Origin of the sequence: Streptomyces sp. NBC_01465 (assembly GCF_036227325.1) — a bacterium.
GTDB lineage: Bacteria > Actinomycetota > Actinomycetes > Streptomycetales > Streptomycetaceae > Streptomyces.
This window is the reverse complement of the sequence record NZ_CP109467.1, coordinates 3,764,426-3,785,414: the sequence shown is the minus strand read 5'-3', so window position 1 is coordinate 3,785,414 and position 20,989 is coordinate 3,764,426. Positions and strand designations below refer to the sequence as shown.

The window sequence follows — 20,989 nt, the reverse complement described above, 5'->3', positions numbered from 1 at the left end:
TGTCGTCAGTGAAGAAGACCACTCCAAGGTGGGGCGGGTGGTAGGGACGCGTAGCCTCCCTACCTATGAGTACGTCTTCAACGGATCCCCTTGCCGCCCTTGGCTCGCTGCCGGGTGTCGGCGATGCCGTGGACTCCGTACGCAAGGCCGTGGACCAGGTCTACGGGCACCGCGTCATGCGGCGCCGCAGCAACGAGGTGACGGCGGAGGCGGCGCTGCGCGGCTCGCGCGGGTCGGCCGCGCTGTCGGGGGCGGACTGGGCGCTGGAGGAGGTACGGCGGCGTACCGACTTCAGCGGCGAGGCCGAGGCCCGTACGGTCGGCGCCGCCCTGCGGCTGACCGCGGAGGCGGGTCAACTCCTGTCCATCTGGCGGCAGTCGCCGCTGCGGGTCCTGGCCCGGCTGCATCTGGTCGCGGCGGGCGGTGTGACCCCGGAGGACACCGTTGGCCGGCCGCGGCTCGCGGGCGAGCCGGTGGACGAGCCGCTGGTGGAGCTCGCGGTGCCCGGCGCGGACGAGGTCGCGGGCCGGCTGGACGGGCTCGCGGAGCTGATCATCGCGGGGAGCTCGGCGCCGGCGCTGGTCACGGCCGCGGTCGTGCACGGTGAGCTGCTCGCGCTGCGCCCCTTCGGTTCGTACAACGGTCTGGTCGCGCGTGCCGCCGAGCGGATCGTGCTGATCGGCAGCGGGCTCGACCCGAAGTCGATCTGTCCGGCCGAGGTCGGCCACGCGGAGCTGGGGCGGGCGGCGTATGTCGCGGCGCTGGACGGCTATGCGTCGGGGACCCCGGAGGGCATGGCGGCCTGGATCGCGCACTGCGGGCGCGCGGTGGGTCTCGGGGTGCGGGAGTCGACGGCCGTCTGCGAGGCGCTGCAACGGGGCGCGGCCTGACGAGGTCGGACGGGAAGTCCTGGAAAGGGTTGCGGCGGTACCGGAATCGGTACCGCCGCTGGCATGTCTGCCGAGTTACCAAGCGTCCTCGAATGTTGCCCATCAGGTCGGGTTCTTTATGCCCGTCACCTGGTGCGGCTGGCCCGTAATCGACGGGTCGACGTCGCGTGGGTGCTCAACTTCCATGCTCGGTCCGTGGGGCCTTACTGCGTCTTCAGGTGATCCTCTCGGATGTCCTTGGTCTCGCGGGCCGTTGAATCCTTTGTACTCCTGATGGCGGGGAAGCGGAACCCCTGGCTGCACTTCTTTACTTTTAGGTTCAAATACGGGCAAATGCACTGCGTCGTCGACCGGCCCGGTTCACGTACCAGACAAGGCCCGCGGTCGCGGCGGCCGCACCGACCGCGGCGGCCGCGACGAGGGCGGGGCGGGGCGGGATCCGGAAGCCGGGCAGTCGCTGCTTGAGCCTGACCGGACGGTTGAAGACGAGAATCGGCCAGTCGCGGGCCGTCGCCTCGCGGCGCAGCGCGCGGTCGGGGTTGACCGCGTAGGGATGGCCGACGGAGGCGAGCATCGGGACGTCGGTGGCGGAGTCGCTGTACGCGTAACAGCGCGCCAGGTCGTAGCCCTCGGAGGCGGCGAGTTCCTTGACGGCCTCCGCCTTGGTGGGTCCGTAGGCGTAGTACTCCACCTCGCCGGTGAAGCAGCCGTCCTCGCCGACGACCATGCGTGTGGCCACCACGCGGTCCGCGCCGAGAAGCTCGCCGATCGGCTCGACGACCTCGGCGCCGGAGGTGGAGACGATCACCACGTCGCGGCCCGCGGCGTGGTGCTCCTCGATGAGGGAGGCCGCCTCGTCGTAGATGATCGGGTCGATGAGGTCGTGGAGCGTCTCGGCGACGATCTCCTTGACCTGCTGGACGTTCCAGCCTTTGCAGAGCGCGGAGAGGTACTCGCGCATCCGCTCCATCTGGTCGTGGTCGGCGCCGCCCGCGAGGAAGACGAACTGTGCGTACGCGGTGCGCAGCACGGCCCTTCGGTTGATCAGTCCGCCTTGGTAGAAGGACTTGCTGAAGGTCAGCGTCGACGATTTGGCGATGACCGTCTTGTCGAGGTCAAAGAAGGCTGCGGTGCGCGGAGAGGAGTGGTTTTCCACGACGCCGAGCATAGGCGCCCACCATTCGGCGTACTCTGTGGCGCGTGGGTTTGCCTGAGAAGGCCTTCGGGTACACCATGGAAGTCACGGATCGTTCGCGACCGTGCTACCCCGGTTCGGCTCCTCCCCCCCCGAGTCGACCGTGGGGACGACCCCAGCTCTCCCCCCCGGCTGGGGTCGTCGCATGTCCGGACGCATTTTCGGCTCCGGTGTCTTTTCTCTTCCCGTCGGTCTCCTTCGCGCTCCGCCGTGCCGGCGCCTTCCTCTGACCATCAAGACTCGTCACGTTGTGTAGCGGTTGCGCTGCGCTCCGGAAGTCACCGGTAAGAGTGGCCGACATATTCACAACCGTTCGCTTGTCCACAGTTTTTGAGCAAGATCCACTCAATATCCAGGATCCCTGCACGGTGATTGCGAGCCCGAACTTCGCGGCTCGAATCAATCGCAGTGAGAGGGGGCGGAGATCGTGGCTGGATCCATCACGCCTGATCGTCTGTCGACTGCAGGGGAACGCAGGGGCGGACCACTGATCGTCACCGAGGATGCGGAACTTCTGGACGACCTGCTGCGCCTGTGCGCGGCGGCCGGAGCGGAACCGGAAGTCCATCACGGGGTGCCGGACCGTAAGGGCCACTGGGAGGGTGCGCCGCTGATCCTGGTCGGCGGCGATGCGGCGTCCCGGGTGCGCGGTGCCGTGCGCAGACCCGGGGTGTATCTCGTGGGCAAGGACCAGGACGATCCCGATGTCTGGCGCCGTGCCGTGGAGATCGGCGCCGACCATGTGCTGATGCTTCCCGACGCGGAGGGCTGGCTCGTCGAGCGGATCGCCGATGTGGCCGAGGGGGTCGGGAAGCAGGCGCTGACCGTCGGGGTGATCGGCGGGCGCGGCGGGGCCGGGGCGTCGACGCTCGCCTGCGCGCTGGCGGTCACGGCCGCACGCAGCGGGCAGCGGACCATGCTGATCGACGGGGATCCGCTCGGCGGCGGCCTGGACGTACTTCTCGGCGGAGAGCAGGCGAAAGGGCGGCGGTGGCCGGATTTCGCCCGGTCCAAGGGGCGGGTCGGCGGGGCCGCGCTGGAGGAATCGCTGCCGCAACTTCACGCACTGCGGGTGCTGAGCTGGGATCGCAAGGACGCCGTGATGATCGCGCCGGACGCCATGCGCACGGTGCTGGCGGCCGCGCGCAGGGGCGGCGGGGTGGTCGTGGTGGATCTGCCGCGGCGGGTCGACGAGAGCGTGGCGGAGGCGCTGGCGCAGCTGGATCTGGGGCTGCTCGTGGTGCCGGGAGAGCTGCGGGCGGTCGCGGCGGCCGGGCGGGTCGCCTCGATGGTGTCCATGGTGCTCACGGATCTGCGGGCGGTGGTGCGCGGCCCCTATGGGTCGGGGCTCGACGAGGAGTGGGTCGCCCGCGCGCTGGCGCTTCCCCTCGCGGGTGAACTTCCTGTGGAGGAAGGGCTGTTGGAGGCGCAGGGCGGAGGGGCTCCGCCGGGAAGCCGGGTGCGGGGGCCGCTGGCGCGCTTCTGTACGGCCTTCTGGGAGCAGGCGCTGGCCGGGGGTGGGGTGGCATGAGTGCGGGACTTCTGGAGGCGGTACGGCAGCGGCTGGCGGAGAGCGGGGCCGAGCCGACTCCGGCCAGGGTGGCGGAGGCGTTGCGGGAGCAGGGGCGGTTGCTGGGGGACGCCGAAGTGCTGGGTGCGGCCGACGAGTTGCGCTCGGAACTGGTGGGCACGGGGCCGCTCCAGGCGCTGCTCGCCGATCCCTCCGTGACGGATGTGCTGGTGGCCGGGCCCGACCGGGTGTGGGTGGACCGGGGCGGCGGGCTCGAGCTGACGGGGGTGGTCTTCGCGGACGCGGCCGCTGTGCGGCGCCTGGCGCAGCGGCTGGCCGCGGTGGCGGGGCGGCGTCTTGACGATGCGCGGCCGTGGGTGGACGCACGGCTGCCGGACGGGACGCGGATGCATGCGGTGCTTGAGCCGGTGGCCGTCGGGTCGACGTGCCTTTCGCTGCGGGTGGTGCGGCCGAAGGCTTTCACGCTGGGCGAGCTGGTGGCGGCGGGGACGGTTCCGCCGGGCGGCGAGGAGGTGCTGCGGGCGCTGATCGGGGCCCGGGTCTCCTTCCTGGTCAGCGGTGGGACGGGCAGCGGCAAGACCACGTTGTTGTCCTCGCTCCTGGGGCTGGTCGGGGCGGGGGAGCGGATCGTCCTGGCCGAGGACTCGGCGGAGCTGCGGCCCGACCATCCGCATGTGGTGCGGCTGGAGTCGCGGCCGCCCAACCAGGAGGGCGCCGGGCGGGTGACCCTCCAGGACCTGGTGCGGCAGGCGCTGCGGATGAGACCCGACCGGCTGGTGGTCGGGGAGGTGCGGGGCGCCGAGGTGACCGAGTTGCTGGCCGCTCTGAACACGGGCCATGAAGGGGGCTGCGGGACGGTCCATGCGAATGCGGCGGCCGATGTGCCGGCGCGGCTGGAGGCGCTGGGGACGGCTGCGGGGCTCGACCGGGCGGCGCTGCACAGCCAGTTGGCGGCGGCGTTGGCCGTGGTCGTCCATCTCGTACGGGACCGGGCGGGGCAGCGGCGGATCGCGGAGGTCAGGGTGCTGGAGCGGGACCGGGCGGGGCTGGTGGTGACCGTGCCCGCGCTGCGGTGGGGTGCGGCGGGATTTGTGCACGAGCGGGGCTGGGAGCGGCTGCGCTCGATGATCGGGGGAGATGCGGGATGAACGGGGCGATGTTCGCGGCGGTGCTGTGTTCCGGGGTGGCGTTGTGGCTGCTCGTGGGCCGCGACCAGGGGCTGCGGAGGGCGCGGCTGCTCCTCGCGGACGGGGCGGTGGTGGAGGCTGCCGGGCCGGTGTGGAAGGCGCCCGTGTGGGCCGCCTGGCGTCGGCTGCGGCGGGAGTGGCTGTGTCTGCCGGTGGCCGTGGTGGTGGCCGTACTGGGCGAGTCCGTACTGCCGTTGATCGCGGGTGCGGTGGCGGTGCCCCTGGTGGGGCGGCGGTTGAGGCGGGCGGCTGAGGCGCGGGTGAGGTTGAGGCGGGTCGATGCGGTGATCGCGCTGTGCGGGGCCATGGCGGGCGAGCTGCGGGCGGGGCGGCAGCCGGGGCAGGCGTTGCTCGCCGTGGGACGGGACTCGGGGGCGCTCAGCGGGGCGGAGGCGGCGGTTCTGGCGGCGGCGCGGTTCGGCGGCGACGTACCCGGTGCGCTGCGGCTGGCGGCGCGGGAACCGGGCGCCGAGGGGCTGGTCGGGGTCGCGGCCTGCTGGCGGGTCTCGGTGGACGGCGGGGCGGGGCTCGCGGCCGGGCTCGAGGGCCTGGAGCGGGCGTTGCGCGCGGAGCGGGACCAACGGGCCGATCTGCGCGCCGAATTGGCGGGGGCGCGCTCGACCGTGGTGATTCTCGCCGTGCTGCCGGTGATGGGGCTGCTGCTGGGGACGGGTCTTGGCGCCGACCCGTTGCGGACGCTGCTGCACTCGCCGGCGGGGATCGGCTGTCTGGTGGTGGGCGGGGCGCTGGAGGCGGCCGGGCTGGTGTGGGCCGGGCGGATCGTACGAGCGGGGGAGTGTGCATGAGCGGCGAAGTTGTCCACAGGCTGGGGGTGGTGGTGTGCGTGATGGCCGCCCTGGGGTGGCTGGTCTTCGAGGCGGAGGAGCGCCGCCGGGACCGGCTGGTGCGCCGGCGGATGGCCGCGCTCCTGGCGATGGAGCGCGAGCGGCGGCCTCGGTGGCGGCCCGCGTACGGAGTGTGGGGGAGGCGATGGGGCGGGCCGCTGGGGGCCGTGGTCACCGGATATGTGCTGGTGGGCGGGGTGGCCGGGGGTGTGGTCGGGCTGTTCGCGGCCTGTGGGGTGTGGCGGTGGCAGCGACGGCGCAGGCCTACCGGGGGTGGCGAGAAGGTCGGGGCCGGTGAACTCCCGCTTGCCGCGGATCTGTTGGCGGCCTGTGTCGCTGCCGGGGCGAGTCCGCGCGAGGCGGCCGGGGCGGTCGGGGAGTCGCTCGGGGGGCGGGTCGGCGAGGCGCTGGCGCAGACGGCGGCGGAGCTGCGGCTCGGTGGTGAACCGGCCCGGGCGTGGGGGCGGTTCGGGGCGATACCCGGGGCGTCGGCGCTGGCCCGCTGTCTGGAGCGGGCCGGGTCCACCGGAGCCCCGGCGGCCGGACCGGTGGCCCGGCTGGCCTCGGGGCTGCGGGCCGAGCAGGCCCGGGCGGCCAGGGCCCGCGCCCAGCGGGCGTCGGTGCTGATCACGGCTCCGGTGGGGCTCTGCTTTCTGCCGGCCTTCCTGGCAGTGGGAGTGGCGCCGGTGGTCATCGGCCTGGCGAGCCATCTGTTGTACGGCAACTGAGTCACGGCAAGTGCAGTACGGATCAAGGGGGTTGTTGACATGTGGAACTGGATGCGGGCCCGGGTGCGGGCGGGCGGCAAGGACACGGGGATGTCCACGTCGGAGTACGCGGTGGGGACGATCGCGGCGTGCGCCTTCGCCGCGGTGCTCTACAAGGTGGTCACGAGCGGGTCGGTGGCGGCCGCGTTGCAGGGGCTTGTGGAGAAGGCACTCCATGCGCCGTTCTGAGGCGGACCGGGGCTATGTGACCGCGGAGGCGGCGATGGTCGTCCCGGCGCTGGTGCTGTTCGTGCTGGCGCTGGTGTGGGCGCTGATGGCGGCCGCCGAGCAGATCCAGTGCGTGGATGCGGCGAGAGCCGGGGCTAGGGCGGCCGCGCGGTCGGAGCCCGAGGACGCTGCGGTGGCCGCCGCCCGGTCGGCGGCGCCGCGGGGGGCGTCCGTGACGGTGGAGCGGGCCGGGGAGCTCTGGCGGGTGCGGGTTGCCACGCCGGCCCCGGGGCCGGGTCCGCTGGGGCTGACGCTCAGCGCCGAGGCCGCGGCGCTGGCCGAGGACGAGGTGGGGGTGGAGCGGTGAACGGGGCAGGCGGGGACCGGGGGTTCGCGACCGTGTGGGGCGTCATGGTGACCACCGCGCTGGGCGTTGTGTTCGCCGTCGTACTGGCCATGGGACAGGTGGTCGTCGCCCGGCACCGGGCCGGCGGGGCCGCCGATCTGGCGGCGCTCGCCGCGGCCGACCGGGCGCTGCGGGGGCAGGCGGACGCCTGTGCGGCCGCCGCTCGGGTCGCCTCGGCGCAGGGGGCGCGGGTCGTGCGGTGCGGGGTGGACGGGGAGATCGCGGATGTGACCGTACGGGCCGCGTTCGGGCCGTACGCGCCCGAGGTCAGGGCCCGGGCGGGGCCTCCCGCAGCAGTTCCGTGAGGAGGCGGATGGCGCCGCGTTTGTGCAGGGGGTCGTTGCCGTTGCCGCACTTGGGGGACTGGATGCACGACGGGCAGCCCGCGTCGCACTCGCAGGAGGCGATGGCCTGGCGGGTCGCTGTGAGCCACTCCCTGGCCGTGTGGAAGGCGCGTTCGGCGAATCCGGCGCCGCCGGGATGACCGTCGTACACGAAGACCGTGGGAAGGAGGGTGTCGGGATGGAGGGGGATGGAGACGCCGCCGATGTCCCAGCGGTCGCAGGTGGCGAAGAGCGGGAGCATCCCGATGGAGGCGTGTTCGGCGGCGTGGAGGGCGCCGCCGAGGATCTCCGGGTTGATGCGGGCGGCGTCCAGCTGGTCCTCGGTGACCGTCCACCAGACGGCGCGGGTGCGCAGGGTGCGGGGAGGGAGGTCGAGCTTGGACTCGCCGAGCACCTCGCCGGTGATGAGCTTGCGGCGGAGGAAGGAGACGACCTGATGGGTGACCTCCACGGAGCCGTAGCAGAGGCGGCCCGATCCCCAGGGGATCTCGGTCTCGGTCTCCAGGACGGAGATGGCCGTCGTGTCGCGGGCGGTCGTGGAGTAGGGCGGGTTGGCCTCCTCGACGAGGGCGGCCGAGTCCTCCAGGTCCAGGTGTTTCACCAGATACGTACGGCCCTGGTGGAGGTGGACCGCGCCGTCGTGGACGGCGGTGTGGGCGGAGCCCTCGTCGACCGTGCCCAGGAGGCGGCCCGTGCCGGCCTCGACGATCTGGACGGGGCGACCGCCCTCGCCCCGGATGTCGGCGAGGTCGGCGGCCCGCTCGCGGCGGGTCCAGTACCAGGACGCGCCCCGGCGGCGGAGCAGCTTGGCCCCTTCCAGCTGGGGCATCAGGTCGGCGCTCGCCGGGCCGAAGAGCTTCAGGTCGGCCGCGGTGAGCGGGATCTCGGAGGCGGCCGCGCAGAGATGGGGGGCCAGGACGTAGGGGTTGTCGGGGTCCAGGACGGTGGACTCGACCGGCTGGTCGAAGAGCGCCTCGGGGTGGTGGACGAGATACGTGTCCAGCGGGTCGTCGCGGGCGACCAGGATCGCCAGGGCGCCCTGACCCGCGCGGCCTGCCCGTCCGGCCTGTTGCCAGAGCGAGGCGCGGGTGCCGGGATAGCCGGCGATGATCACGGCGTCGAGGCCGGAGACGTCGATGCCGAGTTCGAGGGCGGTGGTGGCGGCCAGGCCGAGGAGTTCACCGGAGTGCAGGGCGCGTTCCAGGGCGCGGCGTTCCTCGGGGAGGTAGCCGCCCCGGTAGGCGGCGACGCGGCGGGCCAGGGTGCGGTCGACCTCAGCGAGGCGTTCCTGGGCGATGACGGAGATCAGTTCGGCGCCGCGTCGGGAGCGTACGAAAGCGACCGAGCGCACGCCCTGGACGGTGAGGTCGGTGAGGAGGTCGGCGGTTTCCGCGGTGGCGGTACGGCGCACGGGGGCGCCCTGTTCGCCGTGGAGGTCGGTGAGCGGGGGCTCCCAGAGGGCGAAGACCAGTTCGCCGCGGGGCGAGGCGTCGTCGGCGACCTCCTTCACCGGCAGGCCGGTGAGGCGGCCCGCCGCGACCGCGGGGTCGGCGGCGGTGGCCGAGGCGAGGAGGAAGACGGGCTCCGAGCCGTAGCGGGCGCAGAGGCGGCGCAGTCGGCGCAGGATCTGGGCGACGTGGGAGCCGAAGACGCCGCGGTAGGTGTGGCACTCGTCGATCACGACGTAGCGCAGGGCGCGCAGGAAGGAGGCCCAGCGGGGGTGGGAGGGCAGTATCCCGCGGTGCAGCATGTCGGGGTTGGTGAGGACGTAGTTCGCGTACTGGCGCACCCACTCGCGCTCCTCGACGGGGGTGTCCCCGTCGTACACCGCGGGGCGGATCGCGTTGCCGAGCGGGGCGGCGAGCTCCTTGACCGAGCGGCGCTGGTCGGCGGCCAGAGCCTTGGTGGGGGCGAGGTAGAGGGCGGTCGCGCCGCGGCCGTTGGGGGCCTCGGAGCCGTCGAGGAGGGTCGAGAGGACGGGGGCGAGGTAGGCGAGGGACTTGCCGGAGGCGGTGCCGGTGGCGATGACCACGGATTCGCCGTCCAGGGCGTGCTCCGCGGCAGTCGCCTGGTGGGTCCAGGGGTGCTCGATGCCACTCGACTGGATGGCGTTGATCACTTCCGGCCGGATGCGGTCCGGCCAGACGGCATGGGTTCCCGCACGCGGGGGCAAGTGCTCCGTATGAGTGATGCGCGCAGACCGGCTCGGCCCCGCCGCGAGCCGGTCGAGAACCTCACGGGGGGCAGGCCGAACGCCTGTGCCCGCAGTGGGTCGTCTGGGACGGTGATTCGTGGCCATCGGCACCGAGTGTGTCACTGGCGTGACGGACAATGGTCCCAAGGCGTCGTGCATGGCTGCTGGTAAGTGATTGAATGCCATCGCGGCTGGCGATCCGTTCCCTGGCTCCGCCGGGGAGTTCCCGAGGGGACGGCCGCTCGATAGCAAGGTGCTGGAGGATCCGTGGACCTGTCCCTGTCGACTCGCAATGTGTCCGGCCCTGGTGGCGACCGTACGGTCGTCGAGGTCGGTGGCGAGATTGATGTATATACCGCGCCCAAGCTGCGCGAGCAGTTGGTCGAGTTGGTGAACGACGGCAGCTACCACCTGGTCGTCGACATGGAGGGCGTGGACTTCCTCGACTCCACCGGACTCGGCGTGCTCGTTGGCGGTCTGAAGCGTGTGCGTGCCCATGAGGGCTCGCTGCGCCTGGTCTGCAACCAGGAGCGCATTCTCAAGATCTTCCGCATCACCGGTCTGACCAAGGTGTTCCCCATTCACACCACGGTCGACGAAGCCGTCGCAGCCACTGACTGACGGCTTCCGGAAGAGAACGCAGGGGTGCCGGGCTCCCAGCCCGGTCCCCTGGGATGCACGTTCGCAACACCCGCACGTCTGAACGTCCGCAGGTCTGAGGGGGATCGCATGGCAACCGTTGAACTCCGCTTCAGCGCCCAGCCCGAACACGTCAGGACGGCCCGTCTGGTGGCGGCCGCCGTGGCACGCAGGGCCGGGGTGGACGAGGCGGTCCTCGACGAGGTCAGGCTCGCGGTCGGAGAGGCGTGTTCCCGGGCGGTCGGTCTGCACCGTACGCACGGCATCGCGGCGCCCGTACGGGTCGTGCTGACCGAGGAGGAGAAGGCGTTCTCCATCGAGGTCGGGGACGAGGTCCCGGGCCAGGGCGGCGGAGCTGCTTCGGTTCCCGGTGCGCGCAGCGCCTCCGATCCGTCCGTGGCCGACATCGACGGCTCCGAGGACGACGGCGAGGACGAGATGGGTCTCGCGGTCATCAGCGGTCTCGTCGACGACGTGGAAGTGACCTCCGGTGAGGCCGGGGGCGTCATCCGGATGAGCTGGCCGACAACTCCTGCGACGGTTCTTCCGTAAACCCCTGCGTTTCTTGATTCTTTTTATGGCCCTGCTGAGCAGGGCCTTTTTCTTTTCTTCTAGATCCTTAATGGGTGTGAATGGTTCTGGCCCATTAAGTCGAAGGTCAATTCCATTTTGCAGCACACTGTTTTGATCAGGTTCCGCTCCCTACAATCCGTCCACATCTTGAGCTTTGCGCGTCAAGCGTCAAGGAGGACGAATGGCGGTACTGACCCACGACAACCGCATCATCGTGATCGTCGTCGCCGTGGTGGCTGTGGCGGCCCTGCTCGTCGCCCAGCTGCTGGTGCGCCAGGTACTGGCGGCGGGCGAGGGCACCGACTCCATGAAGAAGATCGCGGCAGCCGTGCAGGAAGGCGCGAATGCCTATCTGGGACGGCAGTTGCGCACACTCGGCGTCTTCGCCGTGGTCGTGTTCTTCCTGCTCTTCCTGCTCCCCTCGGACAACTGGTCGCAGCGCATTGGGCGTTCGTTGTTCTTCCTGGTGGGCGCGGTATTCTCCGCGGTCACCGGCTACATCGGCATGCGTCTGGCCGTACGGGCGAATGTGAGGGTTGCTGCTGCTGCGCGAGAAGCGACCCCCGGGGAGGGTGAGGCGGAAAAAGATCTCACTGCTGTCTCCCACAAAGCAATGAAGATCGCTTTTCGCACGGGCGGTGTGGTCGGCATGTTCACGGTGGGCCTCGGTCTGCTCGGTGCCTCCACCGTTGTTCTGATCTACGCGGCCAACGCCCCCAAGGTGCTTGAGGGCTTCGGACTCGGCGCGGCCCTCATCGCCATGTTCATGAGGGTCGGCGGCGGCATCTTCACCAAGGCCGCCGACGTCGGCGCCGACCTGGTCGGCAAGGTCGAGCAGGGCATCCCCGAGGACGATCCCCGTAACGCCGCCACCATCGCCGACAACGTGGGCGACAACGTCGGCGACTGCGCGGGCATGGCGGCGGACCTCTTCGAGTCGTACGCCGTCACGCTCGTCGCCGCCCTCATCCTCGGCAAGGCGGCCTTCGGCAACTACGGTCTTGCCTTTCCGCTGATCGTCCCGGCGATCGGCGTGGTCACCGCGATGATCGGCATCTTCGCGGTCGCCCCGCGGCGCGCCGACCGCAGCGGAATGTCGGCCATCAACCGCGGATTCTTCATCTCCGCGGTGATCTCGCTCGCCCTCGTGGCGGTCGCGGTCTACGCCTATCTGCCGTCCTCCTACGCCGACTTGAAGGGCGTCACCGACCTCGAGATCAGCGGCCACAGCGGAGACCCGAGGGTCCTCGCGCTCGTCGCCGTGGCCATCGGGATCGTCATGGCCGCCCTGATCCAGCAGCTCACCGGGTACTTCACCGAGACCAGCCGGCGCCCCGTCAGGGACATCGGCAAGTCCTCGCTGACGGGCGCTGCGACCGTCGTGCTCGCCGGGATCTCCATCGGGCTCGAATCCGCCGTCTACACCGCGCTGCTCATCGGCCTCGGGGTGTACGGGGCCTTCCTGCTCGGTGGTACGTCGATCATGCTCGCCCTCTTCGCGGTGGCCCTGGCCGGCACCGGTCTGCTCACCACTGTGGGCGTCATCGTCGCCATGGACACCTTCGGGCCGGTCTCCGACAACGCCCAGGGCATCGCCGAGATGTCCGGGGACGTCGAAGGAGCGGGAGCGCAGGTGCTCACCGACCTGGACGCCGTCGGCAACACCACCAAGGCCATCACCAAGGGCATCGCGATCGCCACGGCCGTGCTCGCCGCCTCTGCGCTGTTCGGTTCGTACCGCGACGCGATCGCCACCGCGGTGGAGGACGTGCACGCCAAGTCCGGGGAGTTGGGCCTGAGTCTGGACATCTCCCAGCCCAACAACCTGGTCGGGCTGATGTTCGGCGCCGCGGTCGTCTTCCTCTTCTCGGGGCTGGCGATCAACGCGGTGGCGCGCTCGGCGGGGGCCGTGGTCTACGAGGTGCGGCGGCAGTTCCGCGAGCATCCCGGGATCATGGACTACACCGAGGAGCCGGAGTACGGGCGCGTCGTCGACATCTGCACCCGGGACGCGCTGCGGGAACTCGCCACGCCCGGCCTGCTCGCGGTGCTGGCGCCGATCGCGGTCGGCTTCACGCTGGGCGTGGGCGCACTCGGCTCGTTCCTCGCGGGAGCGATCGGCACCGGCACCCTGATGGCCGTGTTCCTGGCCAACTCCGGTGGTGCGTGGGACAACGCCAAGAAACTCGTCGAGGACGGGCACCACGGCGGCAAGGGCAGCGAGGCCCATGCGGCGACCGTCATCGGCGACACGGTCGGCGACCCGTTCAAGGACACCGCGGGGCCCGCGATCAACCCGCTGCTGAAGGTGATGAACCTGGTGGCGCTGCTGATCGCGCCCGCGGTCGTCAAGTTCAGTTACGGCGCGGACTCCAGCGCCGGGGTGCGGGCGATCGTGGCGACCGTCGCCATCGTCGTCATCGTGGGCGCGGTGTACGTGTCCAAGCGGCGCGGGATCGCCGTGGGCGACGAGGAGAACAACGAGCACGTGGCCAAGTCGCCGGATCCGGCGGTGGTTTCGTAGCGTCCGCGTCATATCCGCACCGTCCTCACCACCATTCCGCGGCAGTACTGCGGGGTGGTGGTGAGCCTTGTCTCCCCCCGCCTGCTTGGTGCAAATGGCTTCAATACCGGACGGAACGGGTGTACGACACGCGAATGTAGCCCACTTGGCGTGTATGTTCCGGGGCCGAGAGCCTTGGAAGGGACCAATCCGGTGAACAAGAAGCTTGCTGCCGCACTGTCCGGCGGTGCGGTACTGGTGCTGTCGCTGTCTCTGTCGGGATGCAGCAGCGATGACGGCAACAAGAAACTCGACGACTGGGCCAAGTCGCTCTGCGGGCAGATCCAGCCGCAGTTGGCGAAGAGCGCGAAGGCGAACCAGGCGATCATCTCCACCGCGGCGGACGGCAAGCCCGCGGACATCCAGAAGGCCGACGCGGCCGCGTTCCAGGACCTGTCCGACGCGGACAAGGCCATCGCCACGGCTCTGGACAAGGCGGGCGCACCGCCCGTGGACGACGGCGAGACCCTGCAGAAGAACGCCGTGAAGGAGCTCAACACCGCTTCGGCGGCCTACGCGGCGCTGGTGAAGCAGGTCAACGCGCTGGACACCGGCGACCAGCAGAAGTTCGCCGACGGTCTGGCCAAGGTCTCCGACGGCCTGGACGCGATCAACAAGTCCGGCAGCGGCGCCGTCGAGAAGCTGCAGCAGGGCGACGTCGGCAAGGCGCTCGCCAAGCAGCCCGGCTGCAAGGTGCAGACGTCTTCGGCCTCGCCCTCGGCGTCCGCCGGCAAGTCGTAGCGGCTTTCGCTCAGGTCTCTGCGACCGGCACTGCGGCCCGGCACCCATGGGGGGTGCCGGGCCGCAGTGCTGCTCCTGTCGGTGGTTGTCAGTGCGGGCGGACACAATGGACGGGTGAGTACGACCAGCAGTCTTCCCGCGTCCGACCGTTCCTCCGAGCTGCGCGAGGCCCTGCTCGCGGCCGCCTTCACCGCCGACGGGCTGCTCGATCTGCTCGGCGCGCCCGCGTACGCCGCGCTGGCCCGCAGCGAGACGGTGCCCGCGTTGCGGGCCACGCGTGGCGACAGTCCGCTCGAGACGCTGGTGCGCCTGTTCCTGCTGCAGGAGTCCGTGGCGGCCGGGCGGGCCGCCGGCGCGCTTCCGCTGGAGCTCTGCCTCGACGAGGGGTGGCTCGTACGGGAGGGGGCCGGTGGCGGTGACGTACGGGCGACGGTGGATGTGCGGCCGTACGGCGGGCCCGAGGGGCAGGACTGGTTCATCGTCTCCGACCTGGGGTGCGCGGTCGGCGGGGCCGGCGGGGCGAGCGGGCACGGCGAAGGGGTTGTGCTGGGGGTCGGCGGGGCGTCCACCACACTCGCCGGAATCACCGTGCGTACGCCTGTCGGGACGGCCCTGGACCTCGGCACCGGGTCCGGCATCCAGGCGCTGCACGCCGCGCAGCACGCGACGAGCGTGACGGCCACGGACCTCAATCCGCGGGCACTGGACTTCACCCGGCTCACGCTGGCGCTGTCGGGGGCCGGGGAGGCCGATCTGCGGGTGGGTTCGCTCTTCGAGCCGGTCGAGGGCGAGACGTACGACCTGATCGTCTCCAACCCGCCCTTCGTGATCTCGCCGGGGGCCCGGCTGACCTACCGGGACGGCGGGATGGGCGGGGACGATCTGTGCCGCTCGCTCGTTCAGGGGGCAGGGGAGCGGTTGAACGAGGGGGGTTACGCGCAGTTCCTCGCCAACTGGCAGCACGTGGACGGCGAGGAGTGGCAGGAGCGGCTGCGGTCGTGGGTGCCGCGCGGGTGCGATGCGTGGATCGTGCAGCGCGAGGTGCAGGACATCACGCAGTACGCGGAGCTGTGGCTGCGGGACAGCGGGGATCACCGGACGGACCCCGCGGAGTACGCGGCGCGGTACGAGGCGTGGCTCGACGAGTTCGAGGCGCGCAAGACCCGGGCCGTGGGCTTCGGGTGGATCACGCTCTACAAGTCGGGGGCCGAGCGGCCCTCGATCGTGACGGAGGAGTGGCCGCACCCCGTCGAGCAGCCGCTGGGCGAAGCCGTACGGGCGCACTTCGCGCGGCAGGCGTATCTGCGGGCGCACGACGATGCGGCGCTGCTGGCCGACCGGTTCCGGCTGGTGGAGGAAGTGGTGCAGGAGCAGGTCGGGCTGGCCGGGGCCGAGGACCCGGAGCATGTGATCCTCCGTCAGAACCGCGGTATGCGGCGGGCGACGAAGGTGGACTCGGTCGGGGCCGGGTTCGCCGGGGTGTGCGACGGGACGCTGACGGCCGGGCAGATTCTGGACGCCATCGCGCAGTTGCTGGAGGAGGACCCGGTCGTACTCAGGGACCGTACGCCCCAGGCGATCAGGCTCCTGGTGGAGGAGGGCTTCCTGGAGCCGGTGGGAGGGGCGGGGGTGGAGTGAGCGGGTTTGCCCGTTAAAGGGGTCCTGTGGGGGGTGGCTTCGCGGCTACCGTCTTAAGGGTGCGGGGAGTGCTGTCTCGGGGGAGGCGCCATGGTGGGGGAGACGCCGGATCGGGGCGAGGGCAGGATCGTCGCCGGGCGCTACCGGCTGCTGCGCAAGCTCGGCGCGGGCGGGATGGGACGGGTCTGGCTCGCGTACGACCAGGAATTGGCGTGCGAGGTCTCCATCAAGGAGATCGCCGTCCCGGGCGGCGGGGTGATGGACGCGGGCGAGCGGGCCTCGCGGATCGCGCGGGCGCGCAGCGAGGCCCGGCATGCGGCGCGGCTCCGTGGGCATCCGTATGTCGCGACCGTCCACGATGTGGTGGTTCATGATGAACTCCCCTGAATCGTCATGGAGTTCGTGCCCGAGGCGATCGATCTGCAGGCGCTGGTACGGCAGTCAGGGCCGCTGCCGCCCGCCGAGACGGCCAGGATCGGGCTCGCCGTACTCGACGCGCTGATGGCCGGGCACCGGATCGGGATCCTCCACCGGGATGTGAAACCGGCCAATATTCTGCTGGCACCCGATGTGTCGGGCAGTCCGTACGGGCGGGTCCTGCTGACCGACTACGGGATCGCCCTGCAGCCCGAGTCCCGGGAGCCCAGGCTGACTTCGACCGCGGGGATCCTGGGCACGCCGGGGTTCCTGGCGCCGGAGCGGGCGCGCGGGGAGCCGCCGACGCCCGCCGCCGATCTGTTCTCGCTCGGCGCGACCCTGTATCTGACGGTCGAGGGGCACGGCGCCTACGACCGCGAGGACGCGTACGCGACCCTGACCGCGCTGCTCACGGAGGATCCCGCGCCGCTGGTGCGCGCCGGTGAACTCGCCCCCGTACTGCACGGTCTGCTGAACAAGGACCCGGTGCGGCGGACGGCGCCCGAGGCGGCGGCGCGGGCGCTGGAGAGGGTGGCGCAGGGGCCGGTCGCGGGGTTCGGGCCCGCGCCGCCGATGGGGGTGCCGCTGCCCGGTCCGAGTACCCCGGCGGGCACGCCCCCGCAGGGGCTGCCGCCTGCGGTGACGCCCCAGGCGGCGTACGACGGCTGGAACCCGTACAGCGCGCCGGTCACGGTGCCGGAAGCACCTCGTCCGGCACGCCGGAAGATGATCGTCCTGGCGGTGGTCGCTGCCGTTGTTCTGGCGCTCGGCGGGGGCGTGTGGACGGCGCTCGCGCTCGGCGGAGGAGGGAACGGCGACAAGGACGCGAAGGCGGGCAAGTCGCCCACCGGCGCGGCTGGTTCGGCATCGGCGTCGGCTTCGGTGTCCGCCACGGGTCCTGTCTTTCCGTACGGGACGACGGCGGGGCAGTGCGTCAGCGCGGTCTGGCCGGGCGAGGCCTTCAAGGGGACGCCGAATCTGGGGGCGGTGAACTGCGCGGAGGCCTGGCCGGACGGACAGGTGATGACGGTGGAGAAGTTCCCCGACGCCGCCACCGCCGGCCGGGAGGGGGCCGACCGCTGCAGGACCCAGACCGCCAAGGATGTGGCGGCACTTCCCGATGCGGGCGCGATGTCCGTGGGGGACTGCTGGAGGTACATCCCGAAGGACGACACCTACGAGGCGCCTCTGACGGACTGCTCGAAACCGCACACCGAGCAGGTGGTCGCCTCCATACCGACGCCGCAGGGCATGAGCCGCAAAAAGGCCGTCGACAGCGGCACCAAGCTCTGCGGCAACGCGTACGAATCGAGCTGGGCGCCCGGGGCGGACAAGGTGATGCTCGGCTGGCTGCCGTCGGAGAACGACTGGAACGCCGGATTCACCAAGGTGATCTGCACGGTCGCCAGGGCGGACGGCAAGGACGCGGCGGGGACGGTCGCGCAGGCGCAGGGGTGAGTCGGGGGTGAGTGGCGTACGGCACGTGGGCGTGCGCCCGCTTCCGGCGTTCACCCGTAGTTCGCACCGTCGACGCCTTGTCGTGTCCCTGGCGCGTCCGGGGGCTGCCAGCGTCGCGTTCCTGGGTACACGGGGTCGGGAAGGATGGGGTGGGAAGTGTCATGGAGAGCACGCCAGCGATCTTCGCGGGGACGGTGTTCGTGCTGTTCGGCGGCGCACTGCTGCTGTGGACGGGGGCGCGCACCCTGCACCGTGCGCCGGTCGCGCACGGAGTGAGCCCCACGGCCTCCGCCGTGCTCGCCGCGCTCTTCGGCGTGGCCTTTCTCGCCCTCGGAGTGTGGTGCTTCGCCCGGATCTGAGACAAAGGCCTCTCCGGAGCGTCGATACTGCGGGCACGGGGTGTCACCTGAGGCAGTGAATCGGTCCGGGCGGCGGAATTGTCGGTAGTCGGGTTACCGTTCGAGTGGCCGTTGCGGGCTTTAGCCGTTTGACACGGGGGCGGGTTGTACCGTCACACTCCGCAGCGTCACCGCACGACTGACCGCACAGTGCCGACCGGAGAGAAGAGCCACGTTGTCCCCGACCAGCGAGACCGCACACGGCGGCCGCCGACTCGTCATTGTCGAGTCGCCCGCCAAGGCGAAGACGATCAAGGGCTATCTCGGCCCGGGTTACATCGTCGAGGCGAGCGTCGGGCACATCCGCGACCTCCCGAACGGCGCCGCCGAGGTACCCGACAAGTACACCGGCGAGGTGCGCCGCCTCGGCGTGGATGTCGAGAACGACTTCCAGCCCATCTACGTCGTCAACGCAGACAAGAAGGCGCAGGTCAGGAAGCTCAAGGAGCTGCTGGCCGAGTCCGACGAACTCTTCCTCGCCACCGATGAGGACCGCGAGGGCGAAGCCATCGCGTGGCACCTGCAGGAAGTCCTGAAGCCCAAGGTCCCGGTCCACCGGATGGTCTTCCACGAGATCACCAAGGACGCGATCCGGGCCGCCGTCGCCAACCCGCGCGAGCTGAACACGCGCATGGTCGACGCCCAGGAGACCCGCCGCATCCTCGACCGTCTCTACGGCTACGAGGTCTCGCCGGTCCTGTGGAAGAAGGTCATGCCGCGGCTGTCCGCCGGCCGTGTCCAGTCCGTCGCCACACGACTTGTCGTCGAGCGGGAACGCGAGCGCATCGCTTTTCGTTCTGCTGAGTACTGGGACCTGACCGGTACGTTCTCCACCGGCCGCAAGGGCGACGCCTCCGACCCGTCGACCCTGCTGGCCCGGCTGAACAGTGTCGACGGGCGCCGGGTGGCGCAGGGTCGCGACTTCAACTCAACAGGGCAGCTCAAGTCCGACGTCCTGCACCTGGACGAGGCCAATGCGCGGGCCCTGGCCGCCGCGCTGGCCGACACCGCGTTCGCGGTGCGCTCGGTCGAGTCCAAGCCGTACCGCCGCTCGCCGTACGCCCCCTTCCGTACGACGACGCTCCAGCAGGAGGCCTCCCGCAAGCTGGGCTTCGGGGCGAAGGCGACCATGCAGGTGGCGCAGAAGCTGTACGAGAACGGCTTCATCACCTATATGCGTACGGACTCCACGACGCTCTCCGAGACCGCGATCACGGCGGCCCGTGCGCAGGTCACGCAGCTCTACGGCGCCGACTACCTCCCGGACAAGCCGCGTACGTACGCCGGGAAGGTCAAGAACGCGCAGGAGGCGCACGAGGCGATCCGTCCCTCGGGCGACCGCTTCCGCACCCCGGCCGAGACCGGCCTCAGCGGCGACCAGTTCCGGCTGTACGAGCTCATCTGGAAGCGGACCGTCGCCTCCCAGATGAAGGACGCCGTCGGCAACTCCGTCACCGTGAAGATCGCGGGCACCTCGAACGACGGCCGGGTCGCCGAGTTCTCCGCATCCGGCAAGACGATCACCTTCCACGGCTTCATGAAGGCGTACGTGGAAGGCGCCGACGACCCGAACGCGGAGCTCGACGACCGCGAGCGGCGCCTCCCGCAGGTCGCGGAGGGCGACGCGCTGTCGGCCGAGGAGATCTCGGTGGACGGGCACGCGACGAAGCCGCCGGCCCGCTACACGGAGGCCTCGCTCGTCAAGGAGCTCGAAGAGCGCGAGATCGGGCGTCCTTCGACGTACGCCTCGATCATCGGGACGATTCTTGATCGCGGGTATGTGTTCAAGAAGGGCACGGCGCTCGTGCCGTCCTTCCTGAGCTTCGCCGTGGTCAATCTGCTCGAGACGCACTTCGGACGGCTCGTCGACTACGACTTCACCGCCAAGATGGAGGACGACCTCGACCGCATCGCGCAGGGCGAGGCCCAGGCGGTGCCGTGGCTGAAGCGTTTCTACTTCGGCGAGGGCGACGAGGGCGCGGGCGCTGCTTCGGCCGCCGGCAACGGTGACGGGGACCACCTCGGCGGGCTCAAGGAGCTCGTCACCGACCTGGGTGCGATCGACGCCCGGGAGATCTCCTCGTTCCCCGTGGGCGACGGGATCGTGCTGCGGGTCGGGCGCTACGGCCCGTACATCGAGCGCGGCGAGAAGGACTCCGAGAACCATCAGCGCGCCGATGTGCCCGACGACATGGCGCCCGACGAGCTGACCGTCGAGTACGCGGAGGAACTGCTCGCCAAGCCGAGCGGTGACTTCGAGCTGGGCGCGGACCCGGTCTCCGGGAACCAGATCGTGGCGAAGGACGGCCGGTACGGGCCGTATGTGACCGAGGTGCTGCCCGAGGGCACGCCCAAGACCGGGAAGAACGCGGTCAAGCCGCGGACGGCGTCGCTGTTCAAGTCGATGACGCTCGACACGGTGACGCTGGACGATGCGCTGAAGCTGATGTCGCTGCCGCGCGTGGTGGGCGTCGACGCGGAAGGTGTCGAGATCACCGCGCAGAACGGGCGGTACGGCCCGTATCTGAAGAAGGGCACGGACTCGCGGTCGCTGACCGAGGAGGACCAGCTCTTCTCGATCACGCTCGAAGAGGCGCTGGCGATCTACGCGCAGCCCAAGCAGCGGGGCCGGGCCGCGGCCAAGCCCCCGCTGAAGGAGCTGGGCACCGACCCCGTGAGCGGGGCGCCGGTCGTCGTGAAGGACGGGCGCTTCGGTGCGTACGTCACCGACGGCGAGACCAACGCCACCCTGCGGACCGGGGACAGCGTCGAGGAGATCACGCCCGAGCGCGGTTACGAGCTGCTGGCCGAGAAGCGGGCCAAGGGGCCGGTGAAGAAGAAGACGGCGGCCAAGAAGGCGCCGGCGAAGAAGGCCCCTGCCAAGAAGGCCGCGGCGAAGAAGACGGCTTCGGGTACGGCTGCCAAGAAGACTGCGGCGAAGAAGACCACCGCTGCGAAGAAGGCTCCGGCGAAGAAGGCGACCGCGAAGGCGGCGACCGGGGTTGACGAGTAGGGCGTACGTCACGTTCCGGTAG

The 20,989-nt window shown here is 70.9% G+C and carries 19 protein-coding genes; 17 read left to right on the top strand and 2 right to left on the bottom strand.

Translation table 11 applies throughout. From position 1 onward, the window contains the following. Window positions 1–65: 65 nt before the first annotated feature. Window positions 66–890, top strand: a complete 825-nt coding sequence (locus OG707_RS17780) for an oxidoreductase (RefSeq protein WP_329119367.1) — start codon at window positions 66–68, stop codon at window positions 888–890. 319 nt (window positions 891–1,209) lie between these two features. Here the strand turns inward: OG707_RS17780 and OG707_RS17775 are convergent, their stop codons facing one another. Then, window positions 1,210–2,058, bottom strand: a complete 849-nt coding sequence (locus OG707_RS17775) for an HAD family hydrolase (RefSeq protein ID WP_329119365.1) — start codon at window positions 2,056–2,058, stop codon at window positions 1,210–1,212. 454 nt (window positions 2,059–2,512) lie between these two features. Between OG707_RS17775 and ssd the strand changes: the two genes are divergently transcribed. Genes ssd through OG707_RS17740 form a run of 7 tightly spaced genes read left to right on the top strand, consistent with a single transcriptional unit; the run spans window position 2,513 to window position 7,294 of the window. Further along, complete coding sequence (gene ssd / locus OG707_RS17770) at window positions 2,513–3,616, top strand: septum site-determining protein Ssd (protein WP_329119364.1); 1,104 nt, start codon at window positions 2,513–2,515, stop codon at window positions 3,614–3,616. Further along, entirely contained in the window at window positions 3,613–4,764 is a 1,152-nt protein-coding gene (locus tag OG707_RS17765; RefSeq protein WP_329119362.1) for a TadA family conjugal transfer-associated ATPase, read from the top strand. The genes ssd and OG707_RS17765 overlap by 4 nt, the downstream gene beginning before the upstream one ends. Continuing rightward, on the top strand, window positions 4,761–5,609 hold the full coding sequence (locus OG707_RS17760) for a type II secretion system F family protein (RefSeq protein WP_329119360.1): 849 nt from the start codon (window positions 4,761–4,763) through the stop codon (window positions 5,607–5,609). Before OG707_RS17765 ends, OG707_RS17760 begins: the two co-directional genes overlap by 4 nt. Beyond that, window positions 5,606–6,376: a type II secretion system F family protein gene (locus tag OG707_RS17755; protein ID WP_329119358.1), complete on the top strand. Its 771-nt coding sequence runs from the start codon at window positions 5,606–5,608 to the stop codon at window positions 6,374–6,376. Before OG707_RS17760 ends, OG707_RS17755 begins: the two co-directional genes overlap by 4 nt. A 39-nt stretch (window positions 6,377–6,415) precedes the next feature. Continuing rightward, window positions 6,416–6,604, top strand: a complete 189-nt coding sequence (locus OG707_RS17750) for a DUF4244 domain-containing protein (RefSeq protein WP_329119356.1) — start codon at window positions 6,416–6,418, stop codon at window positions 6,602–6,604. Further along, window positions 6,591–6,950 carry a TadE family type IV pilus minor pilin gene (locus OG707_RS17745; RefSeq protein ID WP_329119354.1) on the top strand — a complete coding sequence of 120 codons (360 nt, stop codon included), beginning with the start codon at window positions 6,591–6,593 and terminating at the stop codon, window positions 6,948–6,950. The genes OG707_RS17750 and OG707_RS17745 overlap by 14 nt, the downstream gene beginning before the upstream one ends. Further along, window positions 6,947–7,294, top strand: coding sequence for an Rv3654c family TadE-like protein (locus OG707_RS17740; RefSeq protein ID WP_329119351.1), 348 nt, complete (start codon window positions 6,947–6,949; stop codon window positions 7,292–7,294). Before OG707_RS17745 ends, OG707_RS17740 begins: the two co-directional genes overlap by 4 nt. On the opposite strand, the gene OG707_RS17735 is transcribed toward OG707_RS17740, so the two are convergent. Next, complete coding sequence (locus OG707_RS17735; protein WP_329119349.1) at window positions 7,257–9,713, bottom strand: DEAD/DEAH box helicase; 2,457 nt, start codon at window positions 9,711–9,713, stop codon at window positions 7,257–7,259. The two genes, OG707_RS17740 and OG707_RS17735, sit on opposite strands and share 38 nt — an antisense overlap. 81 nt (window positions 9,714–9,794) lie before the next feature. On the opposite strand from OG707_RS17735, the gene OG707_RS17730 reads away from it, so the two are divergent. The 9 genes from OG707_RS17730 to topA all read left to right on the top strand — a co-directional run bounded on the left by OG707_RS17730 (window position 9,795) and on the right by topA (window position 20,967). After that, on the top strand, window positions 9,795–10,148 hold the full coding sequence (locus OG707_RS17730; protein ID WP_003967428.1) for an STAS domain-containing protein: 354 nt from the start codon (window positions 9,795–9,797) through the stop codon (window positions 10,146–10,148). A gap of 108 nt (window positions 10,149–10,256) precedes the next feature. Further along, complete coding sequence (locus OG707_RS17725; protein WP_329119347.1) at window positions 10,257–10,718, top strand: ATP-binding protein; 462 nt, start codon at window positions 10,257–10,259, stop codon at window positions 10,716–10,718. Between the two features lie 202 nt (window positions 10,719–10,920). Next, window positions 10,921–13,263, top strand: a complete 2,343-nt coding sequence (locus tag OG707_RS17720; RefSeq protein ID WP_329119345.1) for a sodium-translocating pyrophosphatase — start codon at window positions 10,921–10,923, stop codon at window positions 13,261–13,263. A gap of 192 nt (window positions 13,264–13,455) precedes the next feature. Then, window positions 13,456–14,043, top strand: a complete 588-nt coding sequence (locus OG707_RS17715; RefSeq protein WP_329119343.1) for a small secreted protein — start codon at window positions 13,456–13,458, stop codon at window positions 14,041–14,043. Between the two features lie 114 nt (window positions 14,044–14,157). Next, the gene (locus OG707_RS17710) at window positions 14,158–15,681 is read left to right on the top strand and encodes a class I SAM-dependent methyltransferase (RefSeq protein WP_329119341.1); all 1,524 of its coding nucleotides are present in this window, start codon (window positions 14,158–14,160) and stop codon (window positions 15,679–15,681) included. Window positions 15,682–15,771: 90 nt separating this feature from the next. Continuing rightward, on the top strand, window positions 15,772–16,068 hold the full coding sequence (locus OG707_RS17705) for a hypothetical protein (protein ID WP_329119339.1): 297 nt from the start codon (window positions 15,772–15,774) through the stop codon (window positions 16,066–16,068). 6 nt (window positions 16,069–16,074) lie between these two features. Then, window positions 16,075–17,556: a protein kinase domain-containing protein gene (locus tag OG707_RS17700; protein ID WP_329119337.1), complete on the top strand. Its 1,482-nt coding sequence runs from the start codon at window positions 16,075–16,077 to the stop codon at window positions 17,554–17,556. 161 nt (window positions 17,557–17,717) lie between these two features. Beyond that, on the top strand, window positions 17,718–17,915 hold the full coding sequence (locus tag OG707_RS17695) for a hypothetical protein (protein ID WP_329119335.1): 198 nt from the start codon (window positions 17,718–17,720) through the stop codon (window positions 17,913–17,915). A gap of 214 nt (window positions 17,916–18,129) precedes the next feature. Beyond that, complete coding sequence (gene topA, locus OG707_RS17690; RefSeq protein ID WP_329119333.1) at window positions 18,130–20,967, top strand: type I DNA topoisomerase; 2,838 nt, start codon at window positions 18,130–18,132, stop codon at window positions 20,965–20,967. Window positions 20,968–20,989: the final 22 nt, after the last annotated feature.